Origin of the sequence: Saccharothrix sp. ALI-22-I (assembly GCF_001984175.1) — a bacterium.
GTDB lineage: Bacteria > Actinomycetota > Actinomycetes > Mycobacteriales > Pseudonocardiaceae > Actinosynnema.
Map to the genome: position 1 here is coordinate 164,793 of NZ_MTQP01000055.1, position 13,012 is coordinate 177,804.

General features: G+C 66.4%; 14 protein-coding genes and 1 pseudogene. 4 read left to right on the plus strand and 11 right to left on the minus strand.

Features of this window, described 5'->3' with window-relative positions:
* Nucleotides 1-32: 32 nt before the first annotated feature.
* Nucleotides 33-326, minus strand: coding sequence for a hypothetical protein (locus tag ALI22I_RS15010; protein WP_077006101.1), 294 nt, complete (start codon nucleotides 324-326; stop codon nucleotides 33-35).
* 238 nt (nucleotides 327-564) lie between these two features.
* On the opposite strand from ALI22I_RS15010, the gene ALI22I_RS15015 reads away from it, so the two are divergent.
* Nucleotides 565-1,300, plus strand: a protein-coding gene (locus ALI22I_RS15015) for an IS5 family transposase (RefSeq protein ID WP_443216941.1) whose coding sequence is annotated in 2 segments (ribosomal slippage) — nucleotides 565-842 and nucleotides 841-1,300 — 738 coding nt in all. Because the reading frame shifts where the segments join, the coding sequence is not laid out codon by codon here.
* A gap of 237 nt (nucleotides 1,301-1,537) precedes the next feature.
* Here ALI22I_RS15015 and ALI22I_RS15020 read toward each other — a convergent pair.
* On the minus strand, nucleotides 1,538-2,302 hold the full coding sequence (locus ALI22I_RS15020; RefSeq protein WP_077006103.1) for a helix-turn-helix domain-containing protein: 765 nt from the start codon (nucleotides 2,300-2,302) through the stop codon (nucleotides 1,538-1,540).
* Between the two features lie 304 nt (nucleotides 2,303-2,606).
* Here ALI22I_RS15020 and ALI22I_RS15025 point away from each other — a divergent pair, with 304 nt between their 5' ends.
* Nucleotides 2,607-2,861, plus strand: a complete 255-nt coding sequence (locus ALI22I_RS15025; protein WP_077006104.1) for a hypothetical protein — start codon at nucleotides 2,607-2,609, stop codon at nucleotides 2,859-2,861.
* 262 nt (nucleotides 2,862-3,123) lie between these two features.
* On the plus strand, nucleotides 3,124-3,354 hold the full coding sequence (locus tag ALI22I_RS15030; RefSeq protein ID WP_143532210.1) for a MerR family transcriptional regulator: 231 nt from the start codon (nucleotides 3,124-3,126) through the stop codon (nucleotides 3,352-3,354).
* 140 nt (nucleotides 3,355-3,494) lie between these two features.
* Here the strand turns inward: ALI22I_RS15030 and ALI22I_RS15035 are convergent, their stop codons facing one another.
* The 3 genes and pseudogenes from ALI22I_RS15035 to ALI22I_RS55115 form a co-directional block, all read right to left on the minus strand.
* Nucleotides 3,495-4,337, minus strand: a complete 843-nt coding sequence (locus ALI22I_RS15035) for a DUF6239 family natural product biosynthesis protein (RefSeq protein WP_077006105.1) — start codon at nucleotides 4,335-4,337, stop codon at nucleotides 3,495-3,497.
* Nucleotides 4,338-4,395: 58 nt separating this feature from the next.
* Nucleotides 4,396-4,728: a hypothetical protein gene (locus ALI22I_RS53665; protein WP_077006106.1), complete on the minus strand. Its 333-nt coding sequence runs from the start codon at nucleotides 4,726-4,728 to the stop codon at nucleotides 4,396-4,398.
* Nucleotides 4,729-4,779: 51 nt separating this feature from the next.
* Nucleotides 4,780-4,995 (minus strand): annotated as a pseudogene (locus ALI22I_RS55115) (hypothetical protein); the annotation flags it as partial.
* A 147-nt stretch (nucleotides 4,996-5,142) separates the two neighbouring features.
* On the opposite strand from ALI22I_RS55115, the gene ALI22I_RS47745 reads away from it, so the two are divergent.
* Complete coding sequence (locus tag ALI22I_RS47745) at nucleotides 5,143-5,778, plus strand: hypothetical protein (protein ID WP_143532212.1); 636 nt, start codon at nucleotides 5,143-5,145, stop codon at nucleotides 5,776-5,778.
* Between the two features lie 169 nt (nucleotides 5,779-5,947).
* Here the strand turns inward: ALI22I_RS47745 and ALI22I_RS15050 are convergent, their stop codons facing one another.
* The 6 genes from ALI22I_RS15050 to ALI22I_RS15075 are packed head-to-tail and all read right to left on the minus strand — an operon-like array spanning nucleotide 5,948 to nucleotide 13,012.
* Entirely contained in the window at nucleotides 5,948-6,496 is a 549-nt protein-coding gene (locus ALI22I_RS15050; protein WP_077006108.1) for a hypothetical protein, read from the minus strand.
* Complete coding sequence (locus tag ALI22I_RS15055; RefSeq protein ID WP_077006109.1) at nucleotides 6,493-8,109, minus strand: FAD-dependent oxidoreductase; 1,617 nt, start codon at nucleotides 8,107-8,109, stop codon at nucleotides 6,493-6,495. Before ALI22I_RS15055 ends, ALI22I_RS15050 begins: the two co-directional genes overlap by 4 nt.
* Nucleotides 8,106-8,663, minus strand: coding sequence for a DUF5987 family protein (locus ALI22I_RS15060; protein ID WP_077006110.1), 558 nt, complete (start codon nucleotides 8,661-8,663; stop codon nucleotides 8,106-8,108). The genes ALI22I_RS15055 and ALI22I_RS15060 overlap by 4 nt, the downstream gene beginning before the upstream one ends.
* A complete protein-coding gene (locus ALI22I_RS15065; RefSeq protein WP_077006111.1) occupies nucleotides 8,663-10,033 on the minus strand; it encodes a cytochrome P450 in 1,371 nt (456 codons plus the stop codon). The genes ALI22I_RS15060 and ALI22I_RS15065 overlap by 1 nt, the downstream gene beginning before the upstream one ends.
* Nucleotides 10,030-11,061: an enediyne biosynthesis protein gene (locus tag ALI22I_RS15070; protein WP_077006112.1), complete on the minus strand. Its 1,032-nt coding sequence runs from the start codon at nucleotides 11,059-11,061 to the stop codon at nucleotides 10,030-10,032. Before ALI22I_RS15070 ends, ALI22I_RS15065 begins: the two co-directional genes overlap by 4 nt.
* 1 nt (nucleotide 11,062) lies before the next feature.
* Complete coding sequence (locus ALI22I_RS15075; RefSeq protein WP_077006113.1) at nucleotides 11,063-13,012, minus strand: CRTAC1 family protein; 1,950 nt, start codon at nucleotides 13,010-13,012, stop codon at nucleotides 11,063-11,065.

Sequence of the window (13,012 nt, forward strand, 5' to 3'; positions counted from 1 at the left end):
CGGCTCGCGATGGGTGGCCGGCCGGGACACGATCACGACGGGTTTGCCGGGATGTTCACACCGGCCAGTTCGAACTCCTCGGTCTCGTCGGGCCGCGACCGGGCGAGCTGCTCCGGATGGGTGACCAGCGTGCCGATGAGTGTCACGGTCGCCTCGTGGCCGGTGATCGGCAGCAGGCACACCATCGAGGTCAGCTCGTGCTCGGTGCGCCTGTCCTCGCCGGGCACTCCGAGCATGCCGGTCAGCACGCGGATCGGCAGTGGCAGTACCAATGTCTCGATCAGGTCGGCCTCGTCGTGGCTTGCCGTCGCGTCGATCAGGGTCACCGGCTGCTCTTGTCCGCCCGCGCAGCCGCAGGTCGGTGACCGCTCCGAATCCGATAGCCCGCCACGCTCGCCCGCCAGGGGGCACCGGTCCCGTGCCACGCACTTGCGCGTTCCACGAGTGCCTCCGTTGGTGCGCCCTCGCCTCGAGGCCTCCGGCGATGACCTGTGGCGGGTTATTCTGCAAGGAACTGTTCCGGCCGGCGCTGTTCTGTCCTGTGTGGACAGTGGGTGGCCGCAGATCTGGTCAGGAGAACGCCGATGGCGAAAGGCCGATCACCCTGTTGCAGGCCCCTCCCGACATCGGGACGGCGGCCACGTCCACGTTTGTCAATGGTCACTTTCCCCGTCGCCGCCGGCTGATCGTGCTGCTCAGTGGGAGTTCCTGCCGCAGGAGCTGGGCCCCGGCTCGGGCATGACCTGTTGGCGCCGCTTGGCCGAGTTGCACTCCGCCGGCGCGTTGGCCTGGGACCGGGCGGTGGTCGACTCCTCGCATGTCCGCGCGGCGCGTCGTGGCCCAAAGCGGCCCGAGCCCGGTCGACCGCGCCCGACCGGGCTCCAAGCACCACGTCCTGACCGACGGCGGCGGTATCCCGCTCGCGGTGATCCTCACCGGCGGCAACCGCAACGACGTCATCGGTCTGGAACCGCTGCTGGACGCGGTGCCCCACGTGCGCGGCCGGCGCGGACGGCCCCGCCGTCGTCCGAAGACGGTCTACGCCGACCGGGCCTACGACCACGACAAGTACCGCAGGCGCCCGCGCGCCAGGGGAATCGGCACGCGGATCGCCCGTCGAGGTCAACCCCACGGCTCCGGACTGGGCACTGTCAGGTGGGTGGTAGAGCGCACGATCGCCTGGTACCACGGCATGAAACGCCTGCGCATCCGCTGGGAACGCCGCGACGACATCTACGAAGCCTTCCTCGGCCTCGCTACCTGCATCATCTGCTACCGACACGTCCAGCGATTCTGTTAGGAGCAGTTACACCGCAACGGTTCTCCCTGGGGAGATCCGGCTTTGCCCGCCAGTGTCCACACTGGCGGGGATGCCGTGGTGTGCTGATCCGCGGCTGTGCGAGAGCCTGGCCATCAGGTGGCCGCTGAACCGATGTTGTCGCTGCGAATTCCTACGGGCTGCCGATGACGGTGCATTCCGCCCGCCCGGCCGGAGGCCCCAGGCCCGCTGTCAGGTCAGGGGCCGCTCCACTGTGTTTCAACCCATTCGGTCGTGAAGTGCGTTGGTGCGCAGATCGACAAGAGCGAGCAATACCGGCGGATCAAGGGAGCGGGCCGGGCGCAGTCGGATATCGGGAAGCGTGACCGATTGCCCTGGTTTTACGGTGATCGGCCCGGTCGAGCCGACGAACAGTCCGGGTTCGGTGTCGTACGGCCGCAGTACTTCGTTTCGATCGGCCGCGACGGAATGTGTGAGTAAATACCATTCACCCGGCGGGACGTGCTCAAGGGTGTATCGGCCGGGCCTGCGAAGAATGGTGCACCGAACCGGCCTTCCGTGCGGAAGCCGATCCCGGAACAAACCGGCGAATATCAGGCCGGGGCGCTCGTTCTCCGGTGCCCGGACATGGCCGTGAGCGGTGGCGTACTTGTCCGTGTCAGTGGATCGCTGGTCCGGGCACAACTGTTCGGTGAAACCGCCCATTTGCCGGAACATGCTCGGCGAGACGCCGACGCTGCTGCGGAAGCGCGAACTGAACGTGCCGACGCTGGCGTAGCCGACCTGATGGCTGATCTCGGTCACGCTCAGGTCGGTGGTGATCAGCAGCCGCTTGGCCTCCTGTAGCCGCACCGCCGAGAGGAAACGCCCTGGTGACAGGCCGGTGACCCGCTGGAAGACCCGCGAGAAGTGGAACTTGCTGAGCATGGCGGTTCTGGCCATGTCGTCGATCGTCAACTGGTCGCTGAGATTGTTCCGCATGGACTCGACGACCCGGACCAAGGCTTCCTCGATAATGCCCATCAGCTCTCCCCAGCATCCCCGCACAGCTCGGCGTGAGGACTGTGCGCGAGCTGAACCCCAGCCGTCAGAAATAACCTAGAAGCGAGCCTGATTATCGTCTGCCGGTTCTGGGCGAACGTTGATACTCTGTTCGCCGTACGCCCGGCGGTGGTACCCGTGACTGTTTCGCTATAGGCCACCAGTGGTGGCCCGTCGACCTGCCCCCCTCTCGCCGTAAACCCTTTACGAGACTACCAGGGGCGATTTGGGGGCACAAGGCGCTCCGGTAGGCGGCGATCACGCTCCGTATTTTTATGGCCGGCTGTTGAACGCGTTGCCTGGCGAGAAGGAAGGCGAGGAGAAGCTCCGTGGTCTCGAGTGTGACCGGACCTGGTCGGGCCGACGTCCTGAGCTCGCGGCCGTGGAGGGTCAGCCTGCCCTGTGGTACCACGCCTACCAGCGGAAACTCCAGGGCCGGCACCTGGACGTCGGTCAGCAGGCCGGTGCTCAACGCGAGCCGGACCGCCTCCCGGCCGCGCGCGTGGTCGTGCAGGAACCTGCGGCCAGGTCGTTCATGTAGAAGACGTGTGCACGCGTGGTCGACGAGCGTCGGAGACGCCCCTACGGTTCCCCGCATTCATCTCGGCCATCGAGTCGATGTTGACGCAAAGGCCGAAGTTCCTGTCGGGCAAGATTCGTCGATCGCATCGACCGGGACTAACAAGATTTCTCGGAATGCTACGGAGTGAGCACCTCCGCCGGGCATTTCGTCGACCGTCGCTGCGCAGATCCGCGGTCACCAGGTTCCAGCAAGTCACGGCCGCGGTCTTTTCCCGCCGTGCGTGGCGGAGCCGGCAGGACAGCACGATCGCGACTGTCCCGGCCGCATCTGGTCGGCGATGCTGCGGTTGATGATGGGAGCACCGATGAAGGTGTCGGAACTGGCCAGGGCGACCGGCGTGCCGATCCCGACGATCAAGTATTACCTCAGGGAAGGCATGCTCGCGCCCGGACGCCGGACGAGCGTCAACCGGGCATGGTACGACCACGGTCATGTCCGCGGCTGCGGTTGATCAGCGCACTCGCCGACCTCGGCGGACTACCGATCGCCGACGTGAAGGGGATTCTCTCCATTGTCGACGGCGGAACACGCGGTGTTCGTGGCAGGTCCCGCCGGGATCCCGAAGCTGAACCGCCCGGCCTGGACAGGGAGTCATGGGCGGCCGCGCGGGACCATGTCGGCCGGATGATGACCGAGCACGGTCTTGACCGTGCCGGCTGCACAGCGATGCGACAGGCTCTCATCGCCTATGTGACGACCATCCTCGATCTTGACCGCGGCGATCTGCTCGATCTGCTGGAACCTCACGTCGCGGCATGTGTCCGGCTCGCCGGCTTGGAGGCGGCCGTGCTCCGGGACGATGACGACATCGAAGGCGCGGCACTCGTGGCGGTCATGGGCAACGTTCTCCTGTCCGCCGGCAGGTTCCATGCGCGACACGGTTAGGTGCGCGGTCGCGCCGAGCGCGGCGACAGCCAGTAGACCTACCAGCACTCGCGACACGATGTTGGGCGCCCGGCACGCGGCGAACCATGACAACCCGGCGAGGGCCGCAAGAACGCCGGTCTGCGACGTGGTCACCGACGAGGTGAACGACGCGTGGGCGAACACCCCGAGCGCGGCCACGGCTGTCACCGAGGCCACCCACGGTGCCGAGTTTCGCAGGCGCACGAGTGTGACGTTGTCCCGAGCCAGGATCAGCCAGACAGGCATCGCCGTGGCGAACAGCAACAGAACAACGACCTGGGAAGGCAAGCTGACCCGGGTCGCCAGCATGAGCTCCAGCAGGATGGCGGCGGAAGCCGTGCCCGCGACGAGCGCGGCTTCTCTGCGTCCGTACTGCGGCAGGAAGGCTCTGACCATTCCGAACGCCGTGACTGTGCATACGGCCACGAGCACGGCGACCCGTAGCAAGAGCGGTCCGATATTGAACGGCACAGTCACCACATGGTCATGGCCCACCGCCCTCACACCGCCGATCGCGCGTACGAACACCGCATGGCGTCGCGCTCGTCGCTGTTGGGCCACAGGACATGGAGACAAGCTCCTGCTGTCAGCATGCGACTCCTCTCGCCGTGATGGCCGTGGCCATCCGGGACCGTTCCACTGCCGAGCTATCCCGCCGGGCAGCAGCCACCGTGCTGCTGCCGAGCCCCCGGCTGCCCCGCCACCGTGTCTCGGCGGTGTATCCGTTCTTGACAATGTTTTCCGCGATCGGGACATAGGCGCCGGCAATCAGCACAGTGTCATGAATCTCGACATCGGACGCTTCGGCGGCCTTGGCGGCGGCGACGGCATCCGCGCTGACCGAGGAACCGCTTTCCCGGACCTGTGGGGTGATTCCGAGTAGCGTGGTCAGCTCGGGCGATCGAGGTGCGTCGTCCACGGAAGCACCCAGTTCGACCGCGGCGATGGCTCCGTGCGAGTTGGCGCAGAACGTGCAGCCGTTGCCGCGGGAGACTTCGGTCGCGATCGTCTCGCGTTCGCCGCGGGTCAGGGAGTTGGCTTCCCGCAGCAGGACCTCCGCCAGCGCGGTCAGCGGCTCGGCCGTCTCGGGACGGAACTTGAACAGCCCTCTGATCCCGGCAGGGTGTCGTCCAGATCGATGTGTGCCATCGGCTCCTCCATGGGTGTGTGCCCAAGACTGCGGCAGGGATCAGGCGGCACACACCTTCCGGGCTGCGCACTGTCAGGCCGTTGTGCCAGGGTGGCCCCATGACGACCCCCTGTCGCACATCCGTGGCAGGTCGGCACTGTTACCTGCGTACGCGGTGCGCGAGACAGAACAGGGGTGACACAGGTGCGATTCGACGGCAGGTTTCCCAGGGTGGTCATCGTCGGAGCGGGCCTGGGCGGCACCGCCACGGCGGTCCGTCTGCTCCAGTTCGCCCGGGAGCCGCTGGAGGTCGAGCGCGCAGTTCCTGGAACGCGTGCGGGTAGTGGCTCTCCTCAATTAGCCATCGGGCGCCGTGCAGGCCTAGTTCCGGGTTGGCCTGAGGTCACCATCCGGCTGGATCGTGAGTCGGTTGTCCTCGGTGCGGCCGGACCCGCGCCGCGGTCGGCGAAACCCTCGTCCGCCACCTTCGACGACATCGAATCGATCTGCGTGGTCGTCACGGACTCGACGGACATCCAGTCGACCAACGCTCTCGCACCGCGCGTCGAGCAGGTGGACAGTTTCTTCGTCCGGGAGGAGTTCGTCTGCTTCGGCGCGAACCTGAGCCCGATCGACTCGCTGCGGGCAGGAATTGGCGAAGCCGAGCGCTACGGCGCCGCCATCGCCTCGGAGCTGTGCTCGATGGTGAAGGAACTCCTGCCCGGCCAACGCCTGATCATGCGGCTGCTCGACCTTCGCTCGGGCGACGCCGCCCAGATCACGACCGGTGTTGAGGTCGATCACGACACTATGTGCAGCACCTTCCGGCCCGCAGACTGATGATGTGCACCGCCGAACTGCGGCAGCTCGCCCAGGAAGTCACGCGCTCAGCATCGACGCCGTGACGTCGCATCAATCGATGCGGAAGGCCGCTGCGGTGAGCTGGATACCGCAGCGGCCTGTCCGGCTCGCATCCGCCAGGAACGCCCGCATGAGCGACGGCAAGGATTTACGCCGGCCGTTTGCAGGAGCACTTCATGGCGGCCCGCTCACTCGCGCTTGGCCTCATGTGATACAGCATCGCGACAACCATAGGAGCGAACACAATGGCGTTGTAGAACAGGTGAAGCTCGATCCGCGGGAACAACAGCTGGGCGACGCTCGTCGGAACCGGGTTGCCCATCAGGTTGGAGCCGGTCAACGCCTGCAACAGCAACAGCAGATGCTCCAGGTGATGCCAGACCTGGATCCACAACGCGATTTTCCACCACTTCTTGGCGCGCCCGGTGAATCCGTGACGCAGCACCCAGAAGCCGATGAGCATCACGATCGCGTAGCTGTAGTGCAACCATTCCGACGTGACCAGCCACGGGAAGACCAGGCCCAGCACACCGCCCGCCTCCGGCCGCGGCCAGTCGAGTACGAACACCTGGATGGCCTGGACGATGTGCTCGGCCCAGTGCGCGAGTACGATGAACCCGAAGACGTACAACCCTGCCCTGTGACTGGTGCTGTTGAGCCTGGCCGTCAATCCGGGCGACTGGACATGTGCGGTCATGACAAGGCTCCGGTCTTGGTGCTGCTGACTGGCAACGTTCCGTCATACTCCACATTGACGCCGCGTTCGCGGGCCGCCGCGACAATCCCGGGAATGGCGCGCTCGGCCAGCGCCGAGATGGTGAGAGCCGGGTTCACCGTCAGCGCGCCGGGCACGGCCGAGCCGTCGGTGACGAAGATGCCCGGGTGGCCACGCAGCTCGTGCCGGTCGTCCAAAGCGGACGTCTTCGGGTCGTCGCCGATCCGGCACGACGCCAGCGGGTGCACGGTGTACGCGCCGACGACGTCGTTTGTCCATGGAGTGACCTTCGCCAGGCCGTCCCGTTCGAGGATGTCCTTGACCTCGGCGTCTGCCTCCGCCCAGCCACGCAATGTGTTCGGCGTCGGGTCGTACCGCAACGATCCCCTGCCCAGCATCTGCTGGGATATCCGATACGCGTTGCCAGTGGGCGGGGGCGGGCCGAAAACACCCTCGTTGTCGTCCTCCGTCATCTGGAAGATGATCAACCACGATTTCCACCGTGCGAGCATTTCCTTCTTGTCCACGCCGAACCAGGTCGGGCCGGTGGCGTCGGCGGCCTGTGCGAGGATCGTGCCGAGGCCGGGCGGGAAGTACAGCTGCTCAAGGGAAAAGCGGGAGTACTCGGGCAGCGAGCCGTCCAGCCGGTCCCAGTTGGCGACCATCGGGCCCTTGCCGATCTGGTTCGCCTCGTACGCCAGCCCATCGCCGCGGCTGAGCCCGAGGACTTCACGGACCCGTTGCTCGTTGACAACCGCGGTGTTGAGCCGTTCCCCGTTCCCCGAGAAGTACCGACCGACAGCGTCGGGCATCGGGCCGAGTTGCTCGGCGGACCGTTGCAGGATGACGGGGGTGGCGCCCGCGCCCGCGGCGAGGACCACGATCGCCGCGTCGATCTCGCCACCGCCGTGGTGGATCCGGTAGTCCTCCTCGTCCACGAGGTTGTAGTGCACCCGGTAGCCCGTGTCAGTACGGGAAATGCGTTGCACCTCGTGCAACGGCCGGATCTGCGCACCGTGTGACAACGCCGCGGGCAGATAGTTGAACAACAGTGACCGTTTGGCGTCGAAGCGGCAGCCCGCCATCATCCAGTTGCAGTTCGTGCACTTGGCGCGGTCGATACCGACCGGTACGGGGTTCGCGGTCCGGCCGGCGTGGTCGCACGCCGCCGCCCACAGGCCGCCCGCGTAGCTCACGTCGTCCCAGGTCTGCTGCTCGACCTGGAGGGACTCGGAAACGCGGTCGTACCAAGGATCTAGCGTCTCCCGGCTGATCGACGCCGGCCACATCCGACGGCCGATGCTGCCTTGTCGCTCGAACACGAACCGGGGCGCACGCGGCAACGCCGCGAAGTACACGACGCTGCCGCCGCCGACGCAGTTTCCCGACAGCACGCTCATGCCGTCGCCCGCGACGAAGTCGAACACCCTGGTATAGGACGAACCGAGCAGGTAGTCGTGTTCGAAGTCGGCGCCTGCCAACCATGGCCCGCGTTCGAGAACCACCACATTCGCGCCGCCGGCAGCCAGGTGATAGGCAGTGATCGCGCCTCCGAAGCCGCTGCCGATGACGAGAACATCGGTTGATTCGATCATGCCGGGCTCCCTGAGGGGGTCGTGTCCGGATGCCGCCTGGCCAGCGGCCTGCCGTAGGAATGCTCGCGGAACCGCCACAGGCCATCGACATCCGGCTTGCTGAATCCCATCGCCAGCAAGCCGGGGTGCCCCGCGGCGATCGCGTCGGTGGTGTGCATGTGCGCTGCGCTGTCATAGGCCATGTTGCTGAACAGCGCCAGGAGAACCCACCCCTCCTTCTCTGGATGCCCCGGCGTGAGCAGCCGCTGCACGAGCGCGGTCCGGTCGGCGAAGGACAGTTCGACGAACGGAGGTACCGGCTGCCGCAGTGTGATGCCGAGTTCTGTGGCATATGCCTGGGCGTGCCCGTTCAGTGCGTCCGCCAAGTGTTCCAGACCTGCCGTGACGCCGGTGGCCGGTGTCTGGAGCAACTCCATCGCACCAGCGGCGACAGCACCGGGACCCGGTGCCGCGCCCGCTATCGCGACGTCGTCGTCGAATCGTTTCTCACCGGGGATGATGGTGTCGGCGAACGCCTCGAGAGTCAGTGTGCGGGCGGTGTTCAGGTGTGCCATCAGTCCTCCTTCTCGGACACCGTGCGGACGGTCATCGGCAGGCCGCCGCGTATCCGCAGCGACAGCATCGGCTCGGCGACGACCTCATATCCGGCTACTGTGGACAGCTTCAGCTCACGGCTGAGCATGGCGGTCACGAACACCGCCTCCATCATCCCGAGGTTGCTGCCGACACAGAACCTCGGCCCTGCGCCGAACGGCAGGTACGCGTACCGCGGCCGGTCGCCGGTGTCGGCCGCCGCGAACCGCTCGGGATCGAACCGCTCGGGATCGACCCAGAAGTCCGGATGCCGGTGCAGGGTGTACGGACAGATCAGCACGTCCGAACCGGCGGGGACCTCGTACCCGCCGACCGTGTCGGCCGCCTGTGCTTCACGCGGGAGAATCCACACCGGCGGGTAGAGCCGCATGACCTCCTGGACGACCATCGTGGTGTAGGTGAGTTTCCGCAAGTCCGCGTACTCCGGCTGCCGGTCGCCGAGCACGGCGACTGCCTCGGCCCGGATCCGCTCGGCGGCTTCGGGATGCTGGGACAGCAGGTGGCAGGTCCAGCCCAGTGTGCTGGCCGTGGTCTCGTGCCCGGCCAGCAGCAGGGTGATCAGCTCGTCCCGCGTCCGCCGGACACCGGTACGGGGATCGGTTTCCGCTTTCGCCGAAGCGATCAACCGGGACAACACGTCCTCACCGGTCACGGACCTGTGCTCGGCCACCAGCCGGTCCACGATCTGGTTGAGCTGGTCGCGTGCCTTGCGGAACCGCACCTGTTTGGGCAGCGGTAACCACGTCGGCACCATGCCCAGCGTGACCATCTCGAACATCGCCTGGTCCTGGACGGCTTCGAAGGAGTGGCCGATCGTGTCGAACGCCGTGAGATCGGTTTCGAGCAGGGAACGGCCGAGCACACCGAGCGTCAGCCCGGTCATCTCGTCCAGCAGGTTGACCGGATCGCCACCGGCGTGCGCACGCAGCCTGCCGATCAGTTTGGCCGCCTCGTCGGCCACGACCGCGGCCTGCGCGGCGACTCTCTTGTGCTGGAACACTGGCTGGATGACGCGCCGCTGCTCGCGCCACAACGCGCCCTCGCTGGTCAGCAGGCCGTCGCCGAGGACACGCTTGGCCTGCTTGAGCCCGATTCCCTTGTGGTAGTTCGCGCTGTTGTCGGCCAGGACGTGCTTGGCATGGTCGGGGTGGTTGAACACGTACAGCGTCTTGGGACCGATCGACACCTTCACCGCGTCACCGTGATCCGCGGCTTCCGACATCAGGGCGAGCCGGTCGCCTACCAGCTTGCGCAGCAGGCTGAACATCCTCGCACGGGACGGACCTGGCGGTGTCCGGTGTGCTTGGTCCGCCACCAAGTCGGCAGTCATGTCCGCACAACCTTGTCGTCGTGGTTGCCCCCGGTGGTCGCATTGGTCGCGGGCGCGGGCAGTTGCCCGGCGTCGGGCAGGGCACCCGCGGCCCGGAGCGTGAGTTCGTGCTGTTCCCTGGCCTTGTTGGTGACGTGCAGGCCCCACAGGAACATGCCGCGGATCAGGCACACGAGCGCGGTCGCGAGGAAGATGCCGTATGCGATGTGCGCGACCATGAGCACCCCGTACATCGCCGCGACGCCCCCGCCGAACAGGAACTGAGCGGCCGGCTTGGCCGGAGTGGTGCCCGGGTCGGTGATCATGTAGTTGGTGAACAGGATGAACGCGACGCCGGTCATCATGCCCAGTGCGGCGGAGATGGACGTGTCGAACAGGATGCCCCGCACGATGGCCTGAAGTGCGAAGACGCTCACCCAGCCGAGGAGCAGTGGCATCCGGCCGGTCAGCTTGCCGTTGATCATCGTACCGCCGACGATGATGATCGCCGGGATGAGCCAGTCCACCCAGCCGCTGATGTGCTCGGTGAAGTGGTACGGCGGCGCGATACTGGCCCAGGGGAACACCAGCAGGATCACGGTGATCCCGAAGTTCGACGGGTTCATGTAGTGCCGCAACCGGCCGCGCACCGGGGCCCGCAGGATCCACTTGGCACCGACCGCGACGATCACACCGAAGATGAGTGCCCACAGCTGATCGTTGACGTAGATCAACATGTTCAGCGCGAGGCTGGTGATGTGCGCGGGGTACAGGAACTCGATCATTCCGCGCTTGCCGTTGCCCAGGAACCGCGGCGCCCGGCGCTCGACCTTGGCGCCGACCCACTCCAGCACGATCTCCGTGGTGTATCCGGTGAACAGTGCGATGAACGGCCATAGCCACGGCTGTTCGAAACCCAGCAGCGTGTATCCGACGATGTTGAACACCGTGATGGAGATTGCGAAGTTGCGCAGGGCGATGGTGACCTTCGGATCGTGCCGTGGCGCGCCGTTCGCCTTGGCCTGAGCGGCCGTCACTGTGTCTGGCATGTTACTTCTCCTTGGCCTGGGTGCCGAGCCGCAGGTTGTGCCAGCCCGTCGTCAGCTGCATGGTCTGCTGGCGTAGCTGCCCGGTGCGATCGCGCCATTCGAGCTGCACCTGGACCGGGCCGTCGACCTGATGGCCGAGTCCGATGTGGATCTCGTTGCTGCGCTTGCCCGAGTGGCCACTGCCGCCGTCCACCCTCGCGATGTGTTTCCGTCCGTCCGATGTGGTCACGGTGGCCTGGGCGCCGACGACCGCCGAACCAGGAGCGGGCATCGGCCCTTCGGCGGAGGGCACGTCGTGGGTGAGCCGCAGGCCGATGAACGACCCCGTGCCAGTGGATTCGTTGGAGTAGAAGGCGGGCTGGTCCCACTGACGGGCCACCGCGAAGTCCAGCTTGCCGTCGCCGTCGATGTCGCCGGTGGCCACGCCACGGGTCGGCACGGGCACGTCGATGCCCAGCGCGCCCGCGATGTCGGCGTACCTTCCGTCCTCCTTCTTGACGAACAGGTGCAGTCGCTGGTTTCCGGCGATGTCGTCGCCCTTGGTGACATTGGGCCACCAGAACGGGTTGGCCAGGAGCTGGTCGTTCGCCGTAGCCAGCTCCTGAAGCTGCGGCCATCGGTTGACCTGGCCCTTCACGAAACCGGTCGCCTGCGCGATGGCGAGTTCCCCGCTGTTGGTGAAGTCGGCGAGCTTGACGTCCCAGCCCCAGCCGGACCAGGCGGTGCCCAGTTTCCCGCTGTCGTCCTTGAACGGCGCGCGCCCCTCGCGGAGCGAGTTACCCAGATCGGCCTGGTTCTCCGCGTCGGACAGGTAGTGGAAGTTGCTCTCCTCGATACCCCATGAGGTGGTGATGTTGCTGACGAACATGTCGTACAGGCCATCGCCGTTCAGGTCGCCGAAGTCGACGCCCATGCCCTTGAACGAGTCGAGGCCCATCTGCTTGGACTTGGGCCGGACGGCTGACCGGGTGTCCTCGGCGATCGCGAACTTCAGCTTGCCGGGCGTGGACTGGTTGTACAGCAACCGGTCGGGGCCGAAGTCGTTGCCCAGATACAACTCGGGCAGTCCGTCGCCGTCCAGGTCGTTGGCACCAGCGGACAGTTCCCAGCCCTTGGACACCTTCTCCGGCAGGGCGTCGCTGACCTGCTGGAACGACGCGGTCGGGGCGGCACCGGCCGAGCCGTCGCGGAACAGGAAGAAGTGATCCGGTCCACCGTTCTGCGCGTCCGACATCGAGTAGTTCATCTCGACCCCGCCGCTGACGGTGTCGTTGAGCACCGGCCCGTCCGGGAAGTAGTTCGTGATCAGGATGTCGTAGTGACCGTCACCGTCGAAGTCGTCGTACGCGACCGCGTTCGAGTTCCACTGTGGACCATCGTAGGTGCCGGTGCTCTTGCCGGGCACGAGCTCGGTGGGAACGTAGGTGCGCTGTGTGATGCCGTCCGCGTCCGCACGTGCCAGGAACAGGATCGGGGTGCGGCCCCAGTAGTACACCATCAGGTCGGTGCGGCCGTCTTCGTTGAAGTCGCCGGGAAGGCAACCCATCGGCGCGATATACGGATTCATCGGGAGCGACCCGGTTGACAGCGCGAACGACGAGTACCGGCCTGCCGACTTGCCAGGGGCCGGGCTGACCACGACCTGATCGATTCGCGGGTCGGTGATGCACAGGTCGTTGGACAGCCCGTCGCCGTCCAGGTCGTTCATCGCGATCGCGGCGCCGACGGACGAGATCCAGGCGTCGATGTGCTTGTAGTCCTTGTTGACCTTCCGGATCTCCTGCTGCCGGAACCCGCTGGGCAGCTCGATCGACATGGCGGTGAACTTGTGGCCGCCTGCCAGCGACGCGGTTTCCGCGGCCGATGGCCCGGGCGGGCGGGCGACCAGGAACGTGGCCACGATCGCGACTATCGCCAGCAGACCAGGCAGTTGCTTGCGGAGCCTGCTCAT